Annotated in this window: 24 protein-coding genes and 1 riboswitch; of the genes, 11 read left to right on the top strand and 13 right to left on the bottom strand. The window is 42.8% G+C overall.

Annotation, left to right across the window (positions count from 1 at the left end):
- Position 1 precedes the first annotated feature (1 nt).
- Entirely contained in the window at positions 2-1168 is a 1167-nt protein-coding gene (gene fadA / locus KFK88_RS01715) for an acetyl-CoA C-acyltransferase FadA (RefSeq protein ID WP_223576928.1), read from the top strand.
- A 46-nt stretch (positions 1169-1214) separates the two neighbouring features.
- Here fadA and KFK88_RS11865 read toward each other — a convergent pair whose 3' ends face one another.
- The 3 genes from KFK88_RS11865 to KFK88_RS01725 form a co-directional block, all read right to left on the bottom strand.
- Positions 1215-1343 (bottom strand): hypothetical protein, encoded by a 129-nt coding sequence (locus tag KFK88_RS11865; protein ID WP_263296325.1) that lies wholly within the window; start codon positions 1341-1343, stop codon positions 1215-1217.
- A gap of 143 nt (positions 1344-1486) precedes the next feature.
- The gene (gene rep / locus KFK88_RS01720; protein ID WP_223576929.1) at positions 1487-3511 is read right to left on the bottom strand and encodes a DNA helicase Rep; all 2025 of its coding nucleotides are present in this window, start codon (positions 3509-3511) and stop codon (positions 1487-1489) included.
- A gap of 69 nt (positions 3512-3580) precedes the next feature.
- Entirely contained in the window at positions 3581-4456 is an 876-nt protein-coding gene (locus tag KFK88_RS01725; protein ID WP_223576930.1) for an MBL fold metallo-hydrolase, read from the bottom strand.
- Positions 4457-4531: 75 nt separating this feature from the next.
- Between KFK88_RS01725 and KFK88_RS01730 the strand changes: the two genes are divergently transcribed.
- Complete coding sequence (locus KFK88_RS01730) at positions 4532-4951, top strand: YeeE/YedE family protein (protein WP_223576931.1); 420 nt, start codon at positions 4532-4534, stop codon at positions 4949-4951.
- Positions 4948-5352 (top strand): DUF6691 family protein, encoded by a 405-nt coding sequence (locus tag KFK88_RS01735; RefSeq protein ID WP_223576932.1) that lies wholly within the window; start codon positions 4948-4950, stop codon positions 5350-5352. Before KFK88_RS01730 ends, KFK88_RS01735 begins: the two co-directional genes overlap by 4 nt.
- A gap of 41 nt (positions 5353-5393) precedes the next feature.
- Here the strand turns inward: KFK88_RS01735 and KFK88_RS01740 are convergent, their stop codons facing one another.
- The 6 genes from KFK88_RS01740 to KFK88_RS01765 all read right to left on the bottom strand — a co-directional run bounded on the left by KFK88_RS01740 (position 5394) and on the right by KFK88_RS01765 (position 9407).
- The gene (locus KFK88_RS01740; protein WP_223576933.1) at positions 5394-5771 is read right to left on the bottom strand and encodes a rhodanese-like domain-containing protein; all 378 of its coding nucleotides are present in this window, start codon (positions 5769-5771) and stop codon (positions 5394-5396) included.
- Positions 5771-6088, bottom strand: coding sequence for an ArsR/SmtB family transcription factor (locus KFK88_RS01745; protein ID WP_223576934.1), 318 nt, complete (start codon positions 6086-6088; stop codon positions 5771-5773). Before KFK88_RS01745 ends, KFK88_RS01740 begins: the two co-directional genes overlap by 1 nt.
- A gap of 57 nt (positions 6089-6145) precedes the next feature.
- On the bottom strand, positions 6146-7609 hold the full coding sequence (locus KFK88_RS01750) for an aminotransferase class V-fold PLP-dependent enzyme (RefSeq protein ID WP_223576935.1): 1464 nt from the start codon (positions 7607-7609) through the stop codon (positions 6146-6148).
- Between the two features lie 105 nt (positions 7610-7714).
- The gene (locus KFK88_RS01755; protein ID WP_223576936.1) at positions 7715-8173 is read right to left on the bottom strand and encodes a CC0125/CC1285 family lipoprotein; all 459 of its coding nucleotides are present in this window, start codon (positions 8171-8173) and stop codon (positions 7715-7717) included.
- Positions 8174-8181: 8 nt separating this feature from the next.
- The gene (locus KFK88_RS01760; RefSeq protein WP_223576937.1) at positions 8182-8904 is read right to left on the bottom strand and encodes an anti-sigma factor; all 723 of its coding nucleotides are present in this window, start codon (positions 8902-8904) and stop codon (positions 8182-8184) included.
- Positions 8901-9407, bottom strand: a complete 507-nt coding sequence (locus KFK88_RS01765; protein WP_223576938.1) for an RNA polymerase sigma factor — start codon at positions 9405-9407, stop codon at positions 8901-8903. Before KFK88_RS01765 ends, KFK88_RS01760 begins: the two co-directional genes overlap by 4 nt.
- A gap of 134 nt (positions 9408-9541) precedes the next feature.
- On the opposite strand from KFK88_RS01765, the gene KFK88_RS01770 reads away from it, so the two are divergent.
- Positions 9542-10885 carry a S8 family serine peptidase gene (locus KFK88_RS01770; protein ID WP_223576939.1) on the top strand — a complete coding sequence of 448 codons (1344 nt, stop codon included), beginning with the start codon at positions 9542-9544 and terminating at the stop codon, positions 10883-10885.
- A 55-nt stretch (positions 10886-10940) separates the two neighbouring features.
- On the opposite strand, the gene KFK88_RS01775 is transcribed toward KFK88_RS01770, so the two are convergent.
- The 3 genes from KFK88_RS01775 to KFK88_RS01785 all read right to left on the bottom strand — a co-directional run bounded on the left by KFK88_RS01775 (position 10941) and on the right by KFK88_RS01785 (position 14356).
- Positions 10941-11837 (bottom strand): MSCRAMM family adhesin SdrC, encoded by an 897-nt coding sequence (locus tag KFK88_RS01775; RefSeq protein WP_223576940.1) that lies wholly within the window; start codon positions 11835-11837, stop codon positions 10941-10943.
- A gap of 52 nt (positions 11838-11889) precedes the next feature.
- Entirely contained in the window at positions 11890-12741 is an 852-nt protein-coding gene (locus KFK88_RS01780) for a hypothetical protein (RefSeq protein WP_223576941.1), read from the bottom strand.
- 94 nt (positions 12742-12835) lie between these two features.
- Complete coding sequence (locus KFK88_RS01785; protein WP_223576942.1) at positions 12836-14356, bottom strand: YifB family Mg chelatase-like AAA ATPase; 1521 nt, start codon at positions 14354-14356, stop codon at positions 12836-12838.
- A gap of 177 nt (positions 14357-14533) precedes the next feature.
- Here KFK88_RS01785 and KFK88_RS01790 point away from each other — a divergent pair, with 177 nt between their 5' ends.
- From KFK88_RS01790 to KFK88_RS01800, 3 genes are all read left to right on the top strand, one after another.
- On the top strand, positions 14534-14947 hold the full coding sequence (locus tag KFK88_RS01790) for a DUF2784 domain-containing protein (protein ID WP_223576943.1): 414 nt from the start codon (positions 14534-14536) through the stop codon (positions 14945-14947).
- On the top strand, positions 14947-15465 hold the full coding sequence (locus KFK88_RS01795; RefSeq protein ID WP_223576944.1) for a GNAT family N-acetyltransferase: 519 nt from the start codon (positions 14947-14949) through the stop codon (positions 15463-15465). The genes KFK88_RS01790 and KFK88_RS01795 overlap by 1 nt, the downstream gene beginning before the upstream one ends.
- 109 nt (positions 15466-15574) lie before the next feature.
- Positions 15575-15910, top strand: coding sequence for a barstar family protein (locus KFK88_RS01800; protein WP_223576945.1), 336 nt, complete (start codon positions 15575-15577; stop codon positions 15908-15910).
- 53 nt (positions 15911-15963) lie between these two features.
- Here the strand turns inward: KFK88_RS01800 and KFK88_RS01805 are convergent, their stop codons facing one another.
- Entirely contained in the window at positions 15964-16584 is a 621-nt protein-coding gene (locus tag KFK88_RS01805) for a hypothetical protein (protein WP_223576946.1), read from the bottom strand.
- 259 nt (positions 16585-16843) lie between these two features.
- Between KFK88_RS01805 and KFK88_RS01810 the strand changes: the two genes are divergently transcribed.
- From KFK88_RS01810 to KFK88_RS01825, 4 genes are all read left to right on the top strand, one after another.
- Positions 16844-18817: a S9 family peptidase gene (locus KFK88_RS01810; RefSeq protein ID WP_223576947.1), complete on the top strand. Its 1974-nt coding sequence runs from the start codon at positions 16844-16846 to the stop codon at positions 18815-18817.
- A gap of 81 nt (positions 18818-18898) precedes the next feature.
- Positions 18899-19432, top strand: a complete 534-nt coding sequence (locus KFK88_RS01815; protein WP_223576948.1) for a cytochrome b — start codon at positions 18899-18901, stop codon at positions 19430-19432.
- Positions 19433-19503: 71 nt separating this feature from the next.
- Positions 19504-20730, top strand: a complete 1227-nt coding sequence (locus KFK88_RS01820; RefSeq protein WP_223576949.1) for a hemolysin family protein — start codon at positions 19504-19506, stop codon at positions 20728-20730.
- Positions 20731-21197: 467 nt separating this feature from the next.
- Entirely contained in the window at positions 21198-21701 is a 504-nt protein-coding gene (locus tag KFK88_RS01825) for a DUF4870 domain-containing protein (RefSeq protein WP_223576950.1), read from the top strand.
- 136 nt (positions 21702-21837) lie between these two features.
- Positions 21838-21990: riboswitch (TPP riboswitch) on the top strand.
- Positions 21991-22072 lie beyond the last annotated feature (82 nt).

Below are 22072 nucleotides of genomic sequence, written 5' to 3' on the forward strand. Positions count from 1 at the left end.
GATGAAAGAAGTAGTAATAGTAGACGCCATTCGTACCCCAATGGGTCGTTCGAAAGGTGGCATGTTTAGAAACACGCGTGCCGAAGAATTGTCAGCGCGATTGATGCAAGGTTTGTTAGACAGAAATAAAAAGTTAGATCCGGCAGATGTTGAAGATGTTATCTGGGGTTGTGTCCAGCAAACGTTAGAACAAGGTTTTAATATTGCGCGTAACGCCATGTTAAAAACCGATTTGCCGCACCATGTTGCAGGCCAAACGGTGAACCGTTTGTGTGGTTCATCAATGCAAGCATTACACACAGCAAGTCGTTCAATCATGGTTGGCGATGGTGATGTCTTCATTATCGGTGGCGTTGAGCACATGGGCCACGTACCCATGAATCATGGTATCGATTTTGATCCCGAGTTAGCCAAACACACAGCGAAAGCGGCAGGCATGATGGGGCTTACCGCTGAAATGTTAGCTAATATGTACAAAGTGACTCGCGAAGAGCAAGATCAATTTGGATACCGTTCGCATCAGCTGGCACATAAAGCGACGGTTGAAGGACGTTTCGCAAAAGAAATTTTAGCGATGGAAGGCCACGATGAAAAAGGTCAGTTGAAGCTGTTTGATTTTGATGAAGTTATTCGTCCAGAATCAACGGTCGAAGATTTATCAAAGTTACGCCCAGTGTTTGATCCGAAAAATGGCTCAGTGACGGCGGCAACGTCATCTGCAATTTCTGATGGCGCTTCGGCGATGTTGGTGATGTCGAAAGAAAAAGCTGACAGCTTAGGTTTAAAACCTATTGCTAAAATCGTATCAATGGGTGTTTCAGGTTGTGATCCGTCGATCATGGGCTTTGGTCCAGTTCCAGCAGTGAAAAAGGCGTTGTCACGAGCCAACATGACGTTGGATGACATTGATTTGATCGAATTGAACGAAGCATTTGCTGCTCAATCTATTGCTGTAATGGATGGTTTAGGAATTCGTGATAATTTTGAAGAGCGCGTTAACTTAAACGGTGGCGCAATCGCTTTAGGTCATCCGTTAGGTTGTTCTGGTTCGAGAATTTCGACAACGTTGCTTAGACTGATGGAAGACAAAGATAAAGAGTTTGGTTTAGCTACCATGTGTATTGGTCTAGGCCAAGGGATTGCGACAGTATTCCAGCGGTTAAATTAGCGCTGTCTTTACGTTAAAAGTAAAAAAGGCTCCTTCGGGAGCCTTTTTAATGATGCGGTTTTTTATTATTGCGATCTTTATAAGAAAAAATGGATTTTCCAGTAACGCCCGCGTAACCAATAGCAACAATAACAATGCAGCCAATGCTAACCAATATCCAACTAAACAATGACATGGTACACCTCCTGTGACCTTTACCAATGAATTTATTATGGACGATTTATATTCACAATAGCAAGTGAGTCATTGTAAGAAACTGCAAAATAGAACAACTGTATTAAAAATGGGGCAGGGAAAACGTTGTTAATGGCGAAAAAATTAATCGTTAAAAAGAGCTTTTAGCATTGAAATATTATCATCGGCCAATTCTTTTTGTTCTGTCTCACTTAAGGGTTTACGTTTGGCATCCCAATCTAAATCTTCTTCTGGAATTTCTTCTAAAAAACGGCTCGGTTCGCAGTTAATGACCTCGCCAAACTTGTTGCGTTTTTTACACAGGGTGAAAACCAATGTCCTTTGGGCACGGGTAATACCAACATAAGCTAAACGGCGCTCTTCTTCGATATCGTCGTTTTCAATGCTTGATTTGTGAGGCAAAAACTCTTCTTCCATACCAACAAGATAAACATGATTAAACTCAAGGCCTTTAGCGGCATGAAGAGTCATTAATTGCACTTGATTTGAGTTTTCTTCCTCTTCTTCATTGCGATCAAGCATATCGCGCAGCATAAGGTTGGCTACAGCAGCAGCGAAAGGGTTTTCATCATGCTCATTTTCATCAACATACTTTTCAACCCAACCAAGCAGTTCCTGAATATTGTTCCAGCGGAACTCCGCTGCTTTAGGAGTGCTTGAACTTTCATGTAGCCAAGAATGATAGCCGATTTTAGCGATAAGGTCGTGGATAACACCTAGACTATCGCCGCGCTTGACGTTGTCGGCAGCACGAGAAATCGTATCAGTAAAACGACGTACAGCATCCAAGCCTTTACCTGTTAGATATTGCTCTAAGCCCATTTCAAAACTTGCTGCGTATAAGCTGATGTGTCGTTTTTGCGCGTAAGTCCCTAGCTGTTCTAATGTGGTTGGTCCGATAGAACGGCGAGGCGTGTTCGCTATACGAAGAAAAGCGTTATCATCATCTTCGTTAGTTAAAAGACGAAGATAGGCCATGATATCTTTAATTTCAGCGCGTCCGAAAAAAGAAGTGCTTCCAGAAATTTTATAAGGGACTTTATTGGCGATGAGTGCTTTTTCAAATAGCTTGGCTTGATGATTGCCGCGATAAAGAATGGCGAAGTCAGAATACTTACCGTTTTTTGTGCGAACTTTTCTACTAACGATTTCTGTCACGACTTTTTGCGCTTCGTCATCTTCATTGGTACATGTGACAACCCTTAAAGGATCACCGTAGGGTTTGTCTGACCACAGCTTCTTTTCAAAAACGTGCGGGTTATTGTCGATCAAAACGTTAGCGGCTTTAAGGATCCGACCGTATGAGCGATAGTTTTGTTCAAGCTTTGTTACTTGCAGCTTAGGGAAATCTTTAGCAAGCTGGTCTAGGTTTTCAGGGCGAGCCCCCCGCCAAGAATAAATAGATTGGTCATCATCGCCAACTACAGTGAAGTTACCAAACTGACCAACCAAGTATTTAATTAATTCGTATTGGCTTGTGTTGGTGTCTTGGTATTCATCGACGAGTAAATACTTGATCTTGTTTTGCCATTTTTCACGAACCTGCGGGTTGTCCCTCAAGAGTAACGTCGGGATTAAAATAAGATCATCAAAGTCGACAGCGTTATAAGCTTTCATACTACGTGCATATTTTTCGTAGACTTTAGCAAAGACGAGCAGTTCTTGTGTGTTTGCTTGGGCGATGGCCTGTTCTGGCAGTATAAGATCGTTCTTCCAGTTAGAAATTTGATTTTGTAATTGTGACAACAAGGCTTTATCACTTTCTGCTTCTTTAAAGCCTAAGTCTTTGAGTAGGGCTAAGCTATCTTGGTCATCAAAGATAGTAAAGTTGGACTTCATGCCGAGAGTTTTATACTCACGACGAATAAAATTAAGACCAAAGTTATGGAAGGTTGATACGGTTAAGCCTTTGGTAGCGTTTTGACCTGCAATTTTACTGACCCGCTGCTTCATCTCGCGAGCTGCTTTATTGGTGAAGGTCACCGCAACAATATTTCTTGCTGGAATTTGACGCTCTTTTATCAGATAAACAATTTTGCGTGTGATAACACTTGTTTTACCACTACCAGCACCAGCCAACACTAATAGCGGACCAGAGGTATTTAGCAGTGCTTGTTGCTGTCGTTCGTTTAGCTGAGGTAGGGACAAAGGTGCGCAATTTTATTGTTTAAGTTGGCGGCAAGTTTAGCAACTGACCGCCAAATAGCGCAACGAAAATCAGGGTTTCTGCAAAGAAAAAGGTATTTTCAAATACTTACGCCCGTTTGACTCATCCTCAGGAAATTGGCCTGCTCGTATATTAACCTGTAATGAAGGATAAATAAGGCGTGGAACACTCAGAGTGCTATCTCGCTCATTGCGTAATTTTGCGTAGGCACTCGGGTTACCACCTGACTTTTTAAAGTGAATATTTTCGCGTTGTTCGGCAACAGTCGTCCTAGCAACCGCATCACGGTCTTTTGGATAATCATGGCATAACCATAAATTAAAGGTTTCTGGAAACGACGTTAAGAAGGTTAGACTTTGAAAGAGCTTGTCCGCCGAACCACCGGGAAAGTCACAGCGGGCCGTACCAAGGTCAGGGTGAAAAAAAGTATCGCCAATAAAAATATTACCAGCAATCTCATAACTCATACTGTCATCAGTATGGCCTGGCGTGGGGTGCGCAATAAAGTGTGATTCACCGAGCGCCAGTGAATCACCCTTGTGGGTCAGAATATCAAATTGAGATCCGTCAGCCGGCAAATCAAGGTTGAGAGTGTTTGCGAAGTGTTGCTGGACATCTTTAATACCAGCCCCGATAGCTATCTTGCCGCCTAATTCCTGTTTGATGTACTGAGCTGCTGTTAAATGATCGGCGTGAGCATGTGTTTCTAAGATCCACTCAAGCTTAAGCTGGTTAGATTGGACATGCTCTATTAACTGCTGCGCTGAGTCGAAGCTGGCTTTACCGGATGTTAGGTCGAAATCTAGAACGGGATCAATGATAGCGCAGCAACCTGTCGGCTGATCGGTAACGACATAACTCCAAGTTCCTGTATCTTGATGATAGAAAGGAGTAATACTGATGTTGTCGCTATTAATGGCTGACATAATGAGGTAAAGATTGAAAAAGTGATAGAAGAATAATATATTAGAAAATACTAATAAGCAAATCAGGGTGGCTCTGTGGAATTTCAGTGGCAAGCATTGGTTGGTGGTATGTTAATAGGACTGTCAGCCATAATTCTCTTTGCAAGTATGCGAAAAATAGCTGGTATCAGCGGTATGGTAAAACAAGTATTAACGCAGACGAAAAAAGGCGCTGAGGGCTGGTGGCCATTGGTGTTTCTAGTGTCGCTGATGATAGGGACTTGGGTATACAGCTTGATGTACAGTGTTGAGGAATCATTACGAGTGGGCTACCCCAAAGAACTACTGGTCGCTTCAGGGCTACTGGTGGGGATAGGCACCTACATCGGAAAAGGTTGCACAAGCGGGCATGGAGTATGCGGTATAGGGCGTTTATCAAAACGCTCAATTGTAGCGACAATGTTATTTATGGTCAGCGCGATTATCACTGTAGCTGTGGTGGGGAGTTGGACATGAAAAAGGGCGTTATAGCGTTAATTTGCGGATCTTTGTTCGGATTTGGATTGGCTATGTCTCAAATGATTGATCCAAATAAAGTGCAGGGGTTTTTAGATATTTTTGGTGACTGGGATCCAACACTGGCCTGGGTTATGGGTGGTGCTTTGTTAGTATCGGTTCCAGGTTTTGCTGTATTACTAAGCAAAGAAGAAAAAGCACGAATAAAGCAAGGTGTCATTGATGCTAAGCTTGTAATCGGAAGTGTATTGTTTGGGATCGGCTGGGGGCTTAGTGGTTACTGTCCTGGGCCCGCGATTAGTGTATCACCGCTGATTATTTCAGAGTTGGTTTGGTTTTTAGTGCCGTTAATCATTGGTATGTTGTTAGCGAGAGCTATTATTGGAAAGGGTCAGGGCTGACCCTTTCATTTAAGAAAACTGTCCTTCAAAAAATGTACCCATCAAGAGATTTGGCCACCAGAATTTACCCATTCTTTAAAGCCACCGGCAACAGACATTACCTGCTTAAAGCCTAATTGCTGTAATGCCAGAGCTGCGCAAGCAGAACGCCCGCCAGAAGCACAGTAGATATAGATTGGGGTTTCCTGAGCGGTTTGCTCAGAAAGCTCCTTTAATTGTGGCAGATCAAATATTTTAAACTCTAAAACACCACGAGGGAGCGGCGTTGCATTAGGAATCATTCCTTGCTGATGCTCTTGTGGCTCGCGAACGTCCAGAATTAAAGCATTTTCAAGTGTTGTTTGCTTAAGATCGTCTACCGTGATTTCGTTAATTTGAGATTTAACGCTTTGAAGATAGTTGATGACACTAGGTTTCATTAACATTCTTCCTTACAGAATAACTGATGTAGTAGATGAATGATTTGAGCTGCTTCGTTTGATGACAGGCTGTAGTAAATAGTTTGAGAGTCGCGACGTGTCGTGACGAAGCCTTCTTTTCGCAGTAAAGCTAGGTGTTGAGAGAGGGCAGACTGACTTAGATTGGGAAGCATTTCATTGAGTTGCCCGACGGAAAGTTCTTTTTCATGTAAGATGCACAAAATCAGCAGTCGTTGCTCGTTGGATATATTTTTCAAAAAACGAGCAGCTTGGGCCGAATTTTTTTGCATTGCATCTGTAATATTTAAAACATCCATCCTAATACCAGCCTATTATTCTAGTGTTATTTTGCCTTATCCCTTGAATATACGCAATCATAGGGGGGTGAAGTCATTGAGTGACTTTAAGGGCTTGCCATTGCTCTTGGGCCTGAACTCACCTGAAGTTTGGTCGAAATCATAAGACTGAGACCAAGCTTCAGCGTTATCAATCACTTGAAGAATAGCATTAACCAAAAAGTGGGCTTCGTCATCGGTATTGGTTGGATGTAATGACACCCTGACCCAGCCGGGTTTATCGGTTAAGTCACCTTGGTCAATTCGATGAGTAATTTCATGACTTTGTAACTGGTCAACTCCAAGAAGAAGGTGGCCATAGGTGCCTGCGCAAGAGCATCCCCCGCGAGTTTGAATACCAAACTGATCATTTAAGAGCCGAACAAGAAGGTTATGATGAATACCAAGAACATAAAATGAGACGATACATAAACGATCATCTTGCTGATCTTCAAGAATTCTGATGTCAGGGTGTTGGCGTAAGCCGTGTAGTAAAATTTTAACTAACTCTTCTTCGCGTTGCTGAATTTTAGAAACCTGCATCGCATCTTTAAGCTTAATGGATAATGCTGCTTTTATAGTCTGTAAAAATGCAGGTGTGCCGCCGTCTTCACGCGCCTCGATATTGTCAAAAAAACGGTGCTCACCCCATGGGTTAGTCCATGATACGGTTCCTCCGCCAGGCTGATCAGGCACTTTGCAGTCGTAGAGTTTGTCATCGAAAATCAAAATACCGCTGCTACCCGGTCCGCCAAGAAACTTGTGAGGCGACATAAAAATAGCGTCTAGCTTCTGAGCAGGATTTTCAGGGTGCATATTGATATCCACATAGGGAGCAGATGCCGCAAAATCAACAAAGCAGAGGCCATCATACTCATGCATTAACTCTGCCATTTCGTGGTAAGGTGTGGTGATTCCAGTCACATTACTACAAGCAGTAAATGACCCTATTTTTACAGGACGATCTTTATACTGTTCCAGTAGTTCCCGCATATGAGTTAAATCTGGACGGCCATTACTGTTCGAGCGAACAATTTCCAAGGTCACTTCACACTCATGCCATGTGGTTTGGTTGGAGTGGTGTTCCATGTGAGTAACAAGAACCAAAGGCTTTTCATGCTCTGCAATTTGTAGACGTTCCCGCCATTTTTCTGGAACTCGCAATCCCAGCATGCGCTGAAACTTGTTAATGACCAATGTCATACCAGAGCCTGCGGCGATTAAGACATCGCTAGGTTGTGCATTAACGTGCTGCTTAATGATTTTCTGAGCATCATGATACGCTTCTGTCATGGTAGTGCCAGTTAGCGTAGTTTCTGTATGGGTGTTGGCTACATAAGGACCAAGTTCATTAACAATGAAGTCTTCTATGGGGCGATAGAGACGTCCACTCGCCGTCCAATCGGCATACAAGATATCACGGTTAACGCTCGTTTCAGAGTAGTCATGGCCATGGCCAATGATATGCTGTCTGAAACGGGAAAAATGCTCTGTAAGTGTCATATATATTATTAGAAATTTATAATATTAATAATCTCTAATATAGCTTATTATCAGGGCGCTTAGCAAGCTAAACGATAATTGGGCAGGTAAAGTTGGGGGCTCTGCCTAATGAGCGCTATAACTATCCTTATCAGCAGGTTGTATGCCACGCCCCATCCTTATCATAAGAATGATTTCTGTGGTGGTTGGGGGGGCTGTGGGATCAAACTGGTGTTTGAATTGTGGGTTATGATACGTGGTTTGATCGCAACCACTTTGGGCGCAGGTAATGCGTGATAGTTGATCTGTTTCTGGATTGATCAATTGCTCAGTGATTACTTGCTCCTTTAGCACGATAAACCAGTCTAAGTTTTGCTGGAGAGTCAGGTATTTGGCATGCGTTAGCGCTTGCAAACGAGTCGTTTCTTTATTGGAATCAAGAGACTTAAAGTGAACTCGATATAAGTTCTGGCCAACATAGGTGTGAAAAGGGCCAATACCTGTGTTTTGTAGGGGATTAAACCTGTACTGGGAAGCGCAAGACACCAACAGTAGGGATAGAAGTGAAACGAAAAGCTTCTTCATTGCTACCCCTACTGACTTTTCCACTTTTGATTAATGGCTTCTTGTTCTTGAGCTCGATTAAGAAAGCCTCCCTGAATCGTCGAATCAATAAGTTGGTTGATTGTGGGATCGACCGACGCAGTTTGGTAGTCATTAGCTTGCGTTGGCTCATAAGGGATTCTTGAGTGTAACTGCCAGCCACCTTGTTGTTGGCAAGCAATATTCATATGGGCTGAGGACGTTGAACTCAGAGCAAATAATCGGCAATAGTGATTATCCGTATTAATAAAGCTTGTTTTCAAATGCATTGTCCAGTCGGCATTTACGCTCACAGTCTGATCACTTAAATTGTTATCAAGAACTTGATTAACAGAGGCCCAGTCAACATCCTCAGCAGTATCAGTGTTGAAGTAAGTACCGACAGTAATACCGATCGCTAACACTAACACCGCGGCAATAGCGGCATGCTCTCGCAAAACAGTCGCTACTTTGCGCATTGCTGGGAACGGAACTACATTTGATGTAGAAGCAGAGGCTTGCTCAGTTTCAAATAGCTGATGCACGGAATTAGGTAAAGGTTTGTCGTCAATCGCATGTAACGTCGTGGACACAGCATGATCAACAAAGCTCAGCTGGGCGATACGATCAACCAGCGAATCATCGGTTGCAATTAGATCACGTATAGCATCCATCTCATTTGCAGGCAGCTCATTATCGATAAAGGCGCTAAGCTTTTCATCAGTTAAATTCATGCAAGAATCCTCATATCGTGGTCGTTGAACCAATCCACCATGGATTGTCGCGCTCGTGAAAGCCTACTCATCACAGTTCCAATCGGTATACCTAATGTTTGCGAGACTTCTTTATAACTAAGCCCTTCAGAAACAACAAGTGACAATATTGAGCGTTGATCCTCCGGGAGTTGGTTCATGGCGCGTTGAACTTGCTCTAAAGTAATACGATCAGCGATTGTCTTGGTGCCATCCACTGCAGATTCCTGCAGTTCAGGATTTTCTGTAGCTGCTTGTCGTACTTTGCGAGAGCGATATTCATCGATCCATAAATTACGGCATACACGAAATGACCATTTCATTAGATCCGCATCCTCAGGCACACCCTTCTGTAGAATTCGCTCTAAGGTGTTTTGTAAAAGGTCATCTGCGTCATGATCTGAGCCAGTCAGTGAAAAGGCAAAGCGCCTAATCACTGGAATAAGATCACGTAACTGGTTATTCATTTCGACATCGTTACTCATATATATGACAATAGTAATACCCTATATCATGTTAACGTTTCAAAACTAGCTTTTATTCTCGAAAACAGAGAATTTTTATAGGTTGCCAAACGTCACTGTTATATAGAGTAAATGCGTTGCGATGAGGAATTTACATGAAAAAACAGTTTAGTGCGATGGCACTGCTAATGATGATAAGTCTGCAGACACAAAGTGCAACCAATATTACCGATGGAGCACTTAAAGAGATTGGTGGGAAATTGCCGGATATTCCTGTTGTCGATAAAACAATCAATGAGATAGAGCAAACGATACCGCAAATGCCGCCAGAGATTATTAAGCAGATAAACCAAAATTTAACTAAGCTGGACAACTCTGTAATAAACTCCATTGACCCTCTGGCTGAATCTGATGCTAGACTGGAAATTAAAGGACCTTTAGGTGAAACGCTTATAATTGAGGAGACTGTTGAGGGTGATTGGCGAGCAGTAGAAAGGGAGTGGATTGTAATTGCTAGTGAAGGCGATATCGCATTATTAGAAAAGTTGAAGCTAAATATATTAAGCTTTGACGAGCTAAAAGGGGTTGGGATGACAGTCGTGCGATTTAAAACCCCGGCAGGCTACACCAAAGACAATCTAATAGAAGAACTGCCAGAACGACTAAGCTCACAGCTTGGAAGAAACCATATTTACAAAGCAAGTGGCAAGGAAGCAACAAGCAAACTCAGTAGCGCCGTTATAAAGATAAAAAAGAGTGCCTGCGCCGACGTATTGAACATTGGTATAATAGATACCGCCGTTAATGAATCACATCAAGCTTTTGTGGATGTAACAATCAGGCAAGAGAACTTCATGGATGAAAAATTCAAGGTACCAAATAATCATGGCACAGCTGTCGCCGGCTTATTAGTTGGAAAAGACGCCCTCACGCCCTTGTTACCTGGCGGAAATCTATATGCGGCTTCCGTTTTTTATGCGCGCAACAAATACTCACAAGGGGCTACATTAATGCATCTTTTAGAAGCAATTAATTGGCTAGTCGAAAAACGGGTACCTATCATTAATATGAGTCTTACAGGACCACCCAACCCAATATTGGAACAAGCAATCAAGGGCGCACACAAAAGCAATACGATAATAGTTGCCGCTGCGGGTAATGAAGGTCCTGCAGCATCGCCAAGATACCCCGCTGCATATGAAGACGTTATTGCGGTAACCGCCGTGGATCACCAAAGAAATATATACCGATGGGCTAACCAAGGGGATTACATCGATTTCGCGGCGCTAGGAGTAGGCATAAATACGGCAAGAAATGAAAATGATTATGGATCCGAAAGCGGAACCTCAATGGCATCCCCAATAGTAGCCGCACATCTTGCTTGTCAGTTCCTACAAACAAAGAATAAAGCTGAAGCAATAAAACGGTTAGAGAACCAAGCTATAGATTTGGGACAAAAGGGTAAGGATAACGTATTTGGTTATGGCTATATTGAATAAAAGAAAGAAAAAAATGGCATCCATGCCGCAAGGGGGTATCAGGTAATACTATTAATTAAAGTTCTAACCTAAACAAAAGGTTAACCTCGTTCGAGGTATAGTCAGCAGGCTCATAATTTGACTCGGATTCGCTTCGTTGTAACTCAGTTGCTAAAGCAACGCTTGGTGTAAAGTAATAATCCCATGCCAATTTGTACGAGTGTCTTGTGTCATTTCGAGCGAATCCAACCTCAGGGTAAATACCCTTATAATCACGCTCATAGAAGCGCCATTGGGCTTGGAAGCGTTGAGCGTCGCCTTGACCAAATTTAGTCGAGTAGGTCGCGCGATAGTTATCGCCGTCATAGCTGAACTGTGCCGCATTGGCTGTTTCTTCATCAGAAGAGTAGCCTAATGAAAAGAAGCTCTTGGCCTGATTGAAAAAGAAATAAGTATCGACACCAAGGGATTCGTTGTTTGCATCACGGTTTGAATCAGAGTCAAAACTTTTATCGGTATCTACGAGCTCGGCACGAATAAAAATAGTGTCATCAAAGAGTTTTGAAACATAGATGCCGTTTCGGCTCATATCCAAGAATGAATCACTATCAAGCTTCGCATCGATTTCATGTTGGTTAGCGCCAATAGTAAAAGCAGAAAAATCATAAGACACATCACCGTAAAAACGCTGAATAATCAGATCAAAGTTATCACTGTCTTGATAATCAGTATCAGAGACGTGGTAACCCGCATCAACGGTTAAGTTGTCGAACAATGTCCAGTTCGCATTAAGGTCGAGCGACAAGTAACGTGCCGTATCGCCACTGCCGCTGTACTGATCAATCTCTTCGACCACAAGCTCTGAGTTGTGGCTTGCGCCTGCTTCTAGGGTCAGTGAATAATCAGAGTTGGTGTTAGCGAAAGCAGTAGCACTAAAGCTGACAAGGATCAGTGGTGTTAAAAAATACTTCATAACAACTCCTAGTATAAGTGTCAGGCCAGTCATTCTGGCCTGACAACAGAGATTATCTATCTAGAGGTAGACGGTTTTTGATGGTGTCGGTGATGTTTTCATCAACAGCCGCTTTTACTGAGCTTTTAATATCACCGTTAATGGCAGCGTTAACATCTTCATCAACTGAGCTAGAGACACTCGTCGAAACCTCTGCATTGACATCCGAGCTAGTGTTAACATCAGCGTTGTTCGCCACGTCAGAAGCCGTTGCTTCAGCTTCAGTTAGTGTACTAGCAGTGACATCAGTACCCACGTTTACTGCTTGCTCAGCATTCTGGCTTAAGCTTTGCGTGGCGTTAGTGGCTGCAGATAAGCTACCGTCAACAGTACCGCTTAGCTCGCTTTCAGCTTGAGACATTTCTTCTGTAGACGTATCTTCTGACTGAGTTTGGCCGGCTGTGGCTTCGGTCGATGAAGAGCTGTCGCTTTCCATTTCTTGTGAGGACTCGGCACTAGTCGAGCTAGCTTCAGCAGTAGTGTTAAGACTAAGAGCTGATTCAGCTGTAGCACTTAGTGAAGAGTGGTTAGCGGTTTGAGTTGCTATTGATGTTGCAGTGTTTGAGTGTCCTTCAGCAGAGGTAGCGGCTGAACTAACAGTTTCCTGTGACTCTGCACGCGAGGTTTGTAAGGTTGATTGTGCCTTAACCTTTGTGTCAGCTGCTGCTTGTGAGCTGGCCGTGGTTGCCTGCTCTGAAGTTTGTTCAGAAGACTCGATGGCTGAATCGGTCGTAGACGATGTATCAGCAGACACGGATGCGTTTGCCTTAACATCAGCGTTAGCATTGGCTTCTGCAGAAAGAGCCGTGTGGCTTGAAAGTGCAAGTGCTAAAAATAAAGCAGAGTACTTAAAGTTTTTCATCATTATTTCCTCAAAATTATCAAAGTTCAATAAGGTGACGGATGAGGAAATGGTTTTATTCAAAAATAAATGAAAAAATAAAAGTAGTGGTAAAAAGTTAGGGTAATTGCGCTAAGTAACGCTCCATTTTTCGGTAGTTTAGGGTTTCGCTGATATGTTTAGGTTCTATTAGCTCGGACTGCTCCAGATCGGCAATGGTGCGCGAGACTTTCAAGATCCTGTGGTAAGAGCGGGCAGAAAGGTTGAGTTGGTTTAACGCTTTAGTTATTAAATCCTTGGAGCCTTTACCTAGTGTACAAAACTGCTCGATATCGGCGGATTCGAGTTGGCCGTTTAGTTTTCCTTGGCGCTTAAACTGCAGTTTTTGGCTTGATTCGACTGCTTGGCGTATTTCGGCGCTGGATATTTGTTGTCGGTCGCGTCCGTTGAGCAAGTCGTCTTGTGAAATTAACGGCACTTCGACCTGCATATCAATCCGATCGAGCAAAGGCCCAGAAATCTTACTTAAGTAACGACGTATGTTGTCAGGTGTGCAACGGCAGTGTTGTTTTCGATTACCGAAATGTCCACAGGGACAAGGGTTGGTTGCGGCCAGTAATAGGAAATCAGCAGGGTATTCAGCCTGATGGGCGGCGCGTGATATGGTTACTCGCCCCGTTTCAAGCGGTTCCCTTAAGTTATCCAACACTTGCCGAGAAAACTCAGTCAATTCATCAAGAAACAACACACCTTTATGTGCAAGAGAAATCTCACCTGGTTTGGGATGACTGCCTCCACCAATGAGGGCGGGTGCGGAGCACGAATGGTGCGGATCGCGGTATTTCGGTGTGAAAAACTGCTGGGCATCAAAGCCTAAATGACTGACAGAATAAATAGAGGCGGATTCTTTAGCATCGGACTCAGACATTTTGGTCAGGATAGTCGGCATCCGTGACGCCAGCATACTTTTGCCAGTCCCAGGCGGTCCAATAAACATTAAATGATGCTTGCCAGAAGCAGCAATGGTCATGGCGCGCTTAGCTGATTCTTGAGCGATAACGTCGGACATATCAATCGTAAACTGATGGCCGTCAGCTCTAGAATCGGATGAACATACCGGAAGAGCTTTGTTGTGAATTAGAGAGCCGCAGACCTGTAGCAAGTGCTCGGCATAAAGCGCATTATTAGAAGGAACTAACCCTGCTTCTTGAGCATTCTCTTTGGGCACAATTAAAGTGCGTTTCGCATCGGTACAAGATAGAGCAACTGGGAGCGTGCCTTTAATAGGGCGCAACTCACCCGTCAAAGCTAACTCACCAATAAACTCAAACTGGGACAACTTTTCGGCTGGTATTTGCTCCGAAGCCGCCAAAATGCCCAAGGCGATAGGCAAATCAAAGCGACCACCGTCTTTAGGCAAATCCGCAGGCGCTAGATTAATGGTGATGCGTCTAGCTGGAAATTCGAAATTAGAATTGATAATCGCACTGCGTACGCGATCTTTACTTTCTTTAACCGCAGCCTCAGGCAAACCGACAATATTTAAGCTAGGTAAACCATGCGATAAATGCACTTCGACAGTAACCAAGGGAGCTTCAATCCCCATTCCGGCACGTGAATAAACAATAGCGAGCGACATTCCATGTCCAACTAAATTAAAAAGGGTATGGTACGTTAAATAGGTGTGATTAATAAGGCGTAATTACTGTGGTTAGTGTAAGAAATTGACCATAGAGAAAGTTCAAAAGAAGTTTGAGCATTGTTGAAGCGCTGTGATGATGAATATCAATAGAAGCAAACGTGATAAGCTTGAACAATGAATAACCAAGCAACGTATCAGGTGTTCGCAGATATCACGCTATTACTGCATATCTTAGTTGTAGTATTTGTGGTTATTGGTTTGATAGTCATAATAGTCGGCAATTGGTTCAAATGGCAGTGGGTTAATTTGTTATGGCTTAGGTTATTGCACTTAACGACAATACTGTTTGTTGTTGCCGAGGCTTGGCTAGGGTTGACTTGCCCTTTAACCACGCTTGAAATGTGGTTGAGAAAAAAGGCAGGTGGTCATTACTACGATGGCGGTTTTGTCCAACACTGGTTACAACAACTTCTTTATTGGGACTTTCCAAGCTGGGTTTTTACAATACTGTATAGCTTGTTTGCAATACTGGTCGTGGGTACTTGGATCCTGTATCCACCTCAGAGGAAAAATAAAAGAGTAAAATAATGAGCCAAGAAATTATAATAAGATCGGTATCGAGAAAAGAGAAAAGCACTCTTGGGGAGCTCATGGTTGAGGTCTATTCAAACCTACCAGGATTTCCGTCGCCAGATGAACAACCCGATTACTATAAGATGTTAAAAAATATCGCTGACTTAGATCAAAACCCAAATACTGATGTTTTTGTGGCAGTAGGAAGCGAACAAATCTTGGGTGGAGTTGTGTACTTCTCAGACATGGTGCAGTATGGATCTGGAGGAACGGCAACGCAGCAAAAGAACGCATCGGGATTCCGTTTACTAGCCGTGAGTAAAGACGCTCGCGGGTTAGGTGTGGGCAAAGCACTGACAAACTATTGCATAGCAAAAGCGAAAAAAGACGGTAACAAGGAACTGATTATCCACACCACAGAAGCCATGAAGGTAGCGTGGAGCATGTACGAAAACTTTGGTTTTAAACGTTCTGTTGATTTAGACTTTTTACAAGAAGGGTTTCCAGTTTATGGCTTTAGGCTGTCGTTGTGAGAACAGCATTATTCAAAGTACAATCAATATTTCAAGTAGGGAGTACGAGTAAGAAAACTGTACTCTAACCCAAATAATTATGTGTCGCCACGTTGCAGGGAACCTTTACATGAACTCCATTGTAAGAATTGAAGGAAAAAATATAACGGATTGGGATTCCTTCTATTTAGAATTTAAGGAAAAATTTGGATTTCCTGATTTTTTTGGTAGAAACATGAATGGTTGGATCGATTGTATGTCATCGCTGAATGAGCCAGATGATCAAATGACTTCCATACATTGTGAGAAAGGAAAAGTAATTACAATCCAAATAGAAAGTGCAGCGGAGTTTAAAAAAACGTGTCCAGAACAATTCGAAGCTTTAGTGGAATGTACTGCATTTGTTAATTGGAGATTAATAGAGGTTGGTGAACAACCTGTTTTGGCGCTGTCTTACAATGTATAGAAAACACATAACCATGCTGTTATGTGGGACACAATTTACTTCATATGGCGACGTTAATAATGCTCGTTTAACACCTTATTCACGATATTAGCAATTCGTTTGTATTCGTCAGGTGTTAGGTCGGTTTGGCGGCCGGTGCTTTGGCTGATGCGGAAGGCACGGCCTGAGTCAGACTTCACTTCGACTTCGAACCCTGAGTGTACGGCGTACTTTTCTCTTTTGACCGATTCTTGGTCGGTGCCCTCATAAGCCACGAGGTTTTCAGAGCCAAAACCAGTGTTTCTTCTATTGTATGAATCCTTGCCAAAATAAACCATGACATAAGGGCCACTCCATGAGCATCCTACTTGAGGACCATTTGAAACATTGGTTCTAACCGTTGCGCCAGTCAGTTCTTCACCAAATATATCACCTACTTTAGCAACTTGGTCGCAGAAAACATTAGGGTCGACCTCTATTTCTGTTGGTGTTTCAGTACGGGGTGCTTGTTTTTCAGTCGCGAAAACTTCTGGTTTTGCAGGTGGTGTGCTTTCTGTTTTGGCGGGTGACGATGAGTCATTGTGTGCTGTAACAAAAAGAATAATGGTTCCGACAACTAGCGCGACAGCAAATATGGCTGCTACAAGTGAAGTGATTGAACCCTGCTGTTGTTTGGGTGAGTGTGTCTTTTTCATGAATAACTCCTTTTACTATCGATTAGTACATACTACTCCGAGTAACGCGTATTTTACAGTATTGAATGGTATTCATGGGGCTCTGTAACTGATCTGAATCGTCGATTATTGGACGACGTTAGAGTGATTCGTCGTGAGTTGATAGGGGAAAGTTGGGACTAGTTGTAACGAGTTGTTACATGTCGATGCGTATGGTCAGTTGTATGAAAATGATACTGTGATTACTATGAGTACTACATTTTAACAACAAGGTTTTGCTATGAAATTACCGATGACAGGCCTAATTGGGGCAGGTTTATTCAGTTTGAGCATGATGGCTCAAGCGGTCGATACTCGAACATTGAATAATGGAAATTTGGTCCTTGAGGATATTCCTCAGATCCCACAGTCACTGGTTGATGATCTGAATCGTTATCAAAACGTCCGCTCGGCTTCTTTTGATGGCTGGTCAAATAACGACAACAGCATTTACATTAAAACGCGTTTTGGTGATGTGAGCCAACTTCATCGCGTGGACAAGCCCGCTGGAGCGCGCCATCAACTAACGTTCTTCAAAGAGCCTGTGGGTCAAGTGGCGATTCGTCCGAATAGCGATTCCTTGGCGTTTACCATGGATGCCGGAGGGAGTGAGTTCTCGCAGGTGTTCTTAATGGATATTGAAAGTGGCGATTACAAGATGATTACGGATGGAAAGTCACGTAATGGTGCTTTGCGCTGGAACCAATCAGGGACACAATTAGCTTACCAAAGTACACAGCGAAATGGTCGTTCTAATGATATTTGGTTAGCGAATATTGATGAGAGTGGCGAAGTGAGCCATGAGATGGTGGTCGCTGCTGAAGATGGAAGCTGGTGGGGGCCAGGAGCATTTAGTGCCAACAACGACAAGATGTTGGTGCAGCAATATGTTTCAGCAAACCAGTCTATGGTTTATGTAAAAGAAACCAATAATAAGTCACTGACTCAAGTTGCGGGTAGTAAAGACGATAAGTCGCGCAATTTTGCACTAGACTTTACTGCGGACGGTAACAGTGTCTTTATCTTAAGTGACCGTTACAGCGATTTTAATCAGTTAATCAAGAAGTCATTGAGTAATGGTGAAGAGGTTATTATTACTAAGGACATCCCTTGGGATGTGAATAATTTCATCACAAATGATGATAAAACCATGGCTGCTTTTACCACCAATGAAAATGGTATGAGCAAACTGTACTTATTGGATACGAAAACTTTGGACTATAAGTTGGTTGAAGATATGCCTGTGGGTGTTGCTGGTTCTTTAGCGTTTAATAAAGCAGGCGATAAGTTAGCTTTGCAGTTAAATACAGCAAAAACACCGACCGATGTTTTCGTGGTGTCTGTAAATGATGATTTAGATTCTTCGGAGCTAACGCGCTGGACTTATAGTGAAGTAGGCGGCCTTAACACAGAAAAGTTTGTCGAGCCCGAATTAGTGCATTATCCAACCTTTGATACGGTTGATGGTGAAAAAAGAAAAATTCCTGCATTCGTGTATAAGCCAGCCAAGAAAGGTAAGCACCCAGTGATTATTTCAATTCACGGTGGACCTGAAGGGCAGTATCGTCCGAACTTTAGTAGCACGGTACAGCTGTGGGTTAAGCAGGTGGGTGCAGCAGTGATTGCGCCAAATGTACGAGGTTCGTCAGGCTACGGTAAGGAATACGTGGCGCTAGACAATGGTTTTAATCGTGAAGACTCAGTTAAAGATATCGGCGCTTTATTAGACTGGATAAAGACTCAACCAGACTTAGACGAAGAAAGAGTTGCCGTTATTGGCGGCAGTTATGGTGGCTATATGGTGTTAGCCAGCGCCGTGCATTACAGCGATCGCTTAAAAGCTGCGATAGACATTGTCGGGATTTCTAACTTTGTAACCTTCCTCAAAAATACTCAAGATTACCGTCGTGACTTAAGACGTGTGGAGTATGGTGATGAGCGTGATCCTGCAATGAATGAACACCTTGAGGCGATTAGCCCGAATAATCATGTTGAAAAAATTAAAGTTCCAATGTTTATTGTGCAAGGTGAGAATGATCCACGCGTACCCGTAACCGAGGCAACGCAAATGGTAAAAGCGCTTAGAGATGCAGGTCAAAAGGTATGGTATATGAATGCTTTGAATGAAGGTCATGGTTATCGCAAGAAAGAAAATCGTGATGTGTATCAACAAGCGGTAGTAATGTTCTTCAAAGAGCACCTATTAGATAAGTAAAAAAGCGCATCATAGACCCTCGGGGCAAGGTCAGCCGAGGGTCTATGTTGTTTAACATTAAAAAGATGACGAGGAAGGCCTGTGAAAGATAACAAAGGGTACTATGGTCGAGTTAGCCGCTGGTTACATTGGGGAATGGCGTTATTAATTGTGTGGCAGTTTCTAAGTGCAGGCGCGCACTTTTTGCTGGATGAAACGGCTGTCGAAAAATTCCTCTGGCCAACCCATAAACCTGTAGGGTTTGCGATATTCGTGTTGATGATTATTCGAGTTATCTGGGCGTTACTAAATCTATCGAATCGACCTCCAGCTATAAACGCACTGGCTAAAGTAGGGCATATAGGGTTGTATTTGTTCATGATTGCTGTGCCATTAGTGGCATTATTACGTCAATACGGCTCGGGGCGTTCATTTGAGCCACTCGGCATACCGGTTTTTGCGGGTTTCGAGGGCGAGAAAATAAGCTGGATGACGGATCTTGGGAGTAATTTTCACAGTACATTGGGTTGGGTTTGGTTAGCGTTAATCGTAGGGCATATAGCTATGGCTATATGGCACCGCAAGAGCAAAAGCCAGAAAGACATTATTCCTAGAATGTGGGGAAGGAAGTCATAAATAGCTAGACTAGAAAGATAGCAGAGTTCGCCTTATCATTATTGCAAGATTATCATTTTTCGGAGTAATACTTGAAAGTTATTATTAGTGCATTGTGTACTTTATTTCTTCTGCTCTTATCGGCACAAGCGGAGGCTTCAACAGGGACCCTTGAGACAGCGGTGACAAGCACAGACTGGGTGTTGCTAGTTGTTTATATTCTTATTGCTTTAGTCTTCTCCTTTGTCTGCTCAATCGCAGAAGCGGTTCTACTCAGTATTACACCTTCCTATATAGAACATTTGCAGAAAGATCAGCCACGTCGGGCGACCCTGTTAAAGAAGCTTCGCTTGGATAATGTTGATAGGTCGCTAGCTGCTATTTTGACCTTAAACACAATTGCTCACACCGTGGGCGCTATCGTGGCAGGGGCTAAGGCGACCGTTGTGTTCGGTAATGCTTGGATTGGATTGTTCTCCGCCTTGATGACACTTGCAATACTGTTCTTTTCAGAAATTATTCCGAAAACCATTGGTGCTGTTTATTGGGAAAAATTGGCGCCAATCACAGCGCTTTTTGTTCGTTGGTTGACAAAATTACTGTACCCTTTGATTTGGGTGTCGGAAGGTCTGACAAAGCTTATATCTAAAGGCAAGCAGCAACATATCTTTAGTCGAGAAGAGTTCTTGGCAATGGCCGGGCTTGGTAAGCGCACGGGTGATATTGATGAGCATGAGTCGAGAATCATCGATAATTTGTTCATGCTAGGCTCATTGAAAGCAAAAGATATTATGACGCCGCGTAGGGTGATTCACTATTTACAAGAAAACGATCGGATAAACGACGTCTTTGAGCATGTAATCAGTACAAAATTTTCAAGAATCCCTCTTTACAGTAATGATATCGATGATATTACAGCATTTGTGCTTAAGGATGATGTCCTGATGGCGCAAGCACAAGGCAAGGAATCGCTTGAGCTTAAAGAAATACAACGTGAAATGGTGTGTGTGCTGGATGAAATGACGCTACCCAATTTATTAGAAACCTTACTCAATCAACGCCAACATATTGCTCTGGTGGTCGATGAGTATGGTGACACACGCGGATTAGTAACGTTAGAAGACTTGGTTGAAACATTACTGGGTATGGAAATCATGGATGAGGTTGATGAAGTTAAAGATATGCAGAAGTTGGCACGAGAGCAGTGGCTTCACCGTGCTCAAAAGCGGGGCTTAATGGTTGATGAGTTAGAAGAGAAAGAATTAGAAGATAAAGAGCAGTTCGAGTCTAAAAGTCAGCAAAATGAAGAAAACCTGTAAAATGATTTAAGCAAAATGTGATCGAAAGGTTACATTTTGCTTATAAAACAGCCGATTTTATTAGATCAAGGCTAATATGGCCGTCATAATTTCGCTAAAGGAGTGAGGCTGAAACCCTTGTAGCATAAGGGTTGGTAAAGGGCATAATTTTTCAAATTAAAATAAGCCAATAAAATCAATAGGTTATCCCATTCAATTAGTACTCCCTTCGGAGTAAAAATATTTTTTAGTATAAAAATCAAAAGGTTATAAAGTGGCGCGGGATTTGAAGGATCGGCCGAGAATAGCTTTAGGTTTTGCACTCAAAGAAATCTACTTATTTTTCAATAGGTTAATAGATAATCTGTCCGCTTATCTACAGCAAATGAAAGATATGATTTATCGTCAAAAATGATGACGCTTGGTAACACTCTGAAATATAAATAATTGCTAATCTGAATGTGTCGATTGATTGAGGAGACATGCAGATGACAAACGAACATGACAAAAAGACGAGTACTGGTTCGGACCAGGAGCACGATAAACCAGAGACTTCACAAAACGAATCACAGTCACGTAATGAAGCGCCAAGTGGCGATGACAACGTGGTTGAGGGTGAAGCTGAAGTCATTGGTAGCAAAGCGGCTAGTCCGGAAGAGAAGAACTGGGCTATGCTCAGCCATATTGCGGCATTTGTGGCGTTAATACCGTTGATACCAGTTATCGGTATGGTTTTAGGACCTTTAGTGGTGTGGCTATTGAAGAAAGAAGATATGCCACTGGTTGCACAAAATGGTGTTGAAGCGCTGAACTTTAATATTTCAATGTTTATCGCTTACTGTGTAGCAATTATCTTATGCTTTATTCTAATCGGTATCCCGATTTTAGTGGGCTTAATCATATTCCACTTTATCGTGACGATTTTGGCGGCGATCAAAGCCAGCGAAGGTGGTGTTTATAAATACCCATTTTCGATGAAGTTAGTGAGATAACCTTGAGACTCTCTCCCCATAAACTCTAGCATTAAAAAGAGTTTGTGTTACCTGAGGCGGCTTCGGCCGCCTTTTCTATTAAGTCTAAAAAATAATCAAACACCATAGATGTGAAAGACTAAAATCTCTATAATGATGGCATCTCTCGGGGTGCCGAAACGCAGTAGCTAATATCTAGCAAACAGACGTTAGGCTGAGACTTGGGCTAAGTCATTGATTAATGAGTAACCAAGAACCCGTATTACCTGATCCGATTAGCATCGGCGTAGGGAAGAGTAGCCTCAAGGGCGAAATACAATGCTGAAAGTCCCTTGTCCTATTATCTTTTTTGCGCCGGTCACAATTTTTGGAGCCTCAACTGAGAGGCCTAG

It is taken from the genome of Kangiella taiwanensis, from assembly GCF_020005165.1.
GTDB lineage: Bacteria > Pseudomonadota > Gammaproteobacteria > Enterobacterales > Kangiellaceae > Kangiella > Kangiella taiwanensis.

Coding starts and splice junctions, on each gene's coding strand:
- KFK88_RS01755 (WP_223576936.1), bottom strand. CDS start 8,173: ATGAAGAAGCTTTTCGTTTCACTTCTATCCCTACTGTTGGTGTCTTGC.
- KFK88_RS01735 (WP_223576932.1), top strand. CDS start 4,948: ATGAAAAAGGGCGTTATAGCGTTAATTTGCGGATCTTTGTTCGGATTT.
- KFK88_RS01760 (WP_223576937.1), bottom strand. CDS start 8,904: ATGAATTTAACTGATGAAAAGCTTAGCGCCTTTATCGATAATGAGCTG.
- KFK88_RS01795 (WP_223576944.1), top strand. CDS start 14,947: ATGAGCCAAGAAATTATAATAAGATCGGTATCGAGAAAAGAGAAAAGC.
- fadA (WP_223576928.1), top strand. CDS start 2: ATGAAAGAAGTAGTAATAGTAGACGCCATTCGTACCCCAATGGGTCGT.
- KFK88_RS01765 (WP_223576938.1), bottom strand. CDS start 9,407: ATGAGTAACGATGTCGAAATGAATAACCAGTTACGTGATCTTATTCCA.
- KFK88_RS01790 (WP_223576943.1), top strand. CDS start 14,534: ATGAATAACCAAGCAACGTATCAGGTGTTCGCAGATATCACGCTATTA.
- KFK88_RS01810 (WP_223576947.1), top strand. CDS start 16,844: ATGAAATTACCGATGACAGGCCTAATTGGGGCAGGTTTATTCAGTTTG.
- KFK88_RS01805 (WP_223576946.1), bottom strand. CDS start 16,584: ATGAAAAAGACACACTCACCCAAACAACAGCAGGGTTCAATCACTTCA.
- KFK88_RS01750 (WP_223576935.1), bottom strand. CDS start 7,609: ATGACACTTACAGAGCATTTTTCCCGTTTCAGACAGCATATCATTGGC.
- KFK88_RS01740 (WP_223576933.1), bottom strand. CDS start 5,771: ATGAAACCTAGTGTCATCAACTATCTTCAAAGCGTTAAATCTCAAATT.
- KFK88_RS01780 (WP_223576941.1), bottom strand. CDS start 12,741: ATGATGAAAAACTTTAAGTACTCTGCTTTATTTTTAGCACTTGCACTT.
- KFK88_RS01775 (WP_223576940.1), bottom strand. CDS start 11,837: ATGAAGTATTTTTTAACACCACTGATCCTTGTCAGCTTTAGTGCTACT.
- KFK88_RS01745 (WP_223576934.1), bottom strand. CDS start 6,088: ATGGATGTTTTAAATATTACAGATGCAATGCAAAAAAATTCGGCCCAA.
- KFK88_RS01725 (WP_223576930.1), bottom strand. CDS start 4,456: ATGTCAGCCATTAATAGCGACAACATCAGTATTACTCCTTTCTATCAT.
- KFK88_RS01825 (WP_223576950.1), top strand. CDS start 21,198: ATGACAAACGAACATGACAAAAAGACGAGTACTGGTTCGGACCAGGAG.
- KFK88_RS01770 (WP_223576939.1), top strand. CDS start 9,542: ATGAAAAAACAGTTTAGTGCGATGGCACTGCTAATGATGATAAGTCTG.
- KFK88_RS01785 (WP_223576942.1), bottom strand. CDS start 14,356: ATGTCGCTCGCTATTGTTTATTCACGTGCCGGAATGGGGATTGAAGCT.
- KFK88_RS11865 (WP_263296325.1), bottom strand. CDS start 1,343: ATGTCATTGTTTAGTTGGATATTGGTTAGCATTGGCTGCATTGTTATT.
- KFK88_RS01800 (WP_223576945.1), top strand. CDS start 15,575: ATGAACTCCATTGTAAGAATTGAAGGAAAAAATATAACGGATTGGGAT.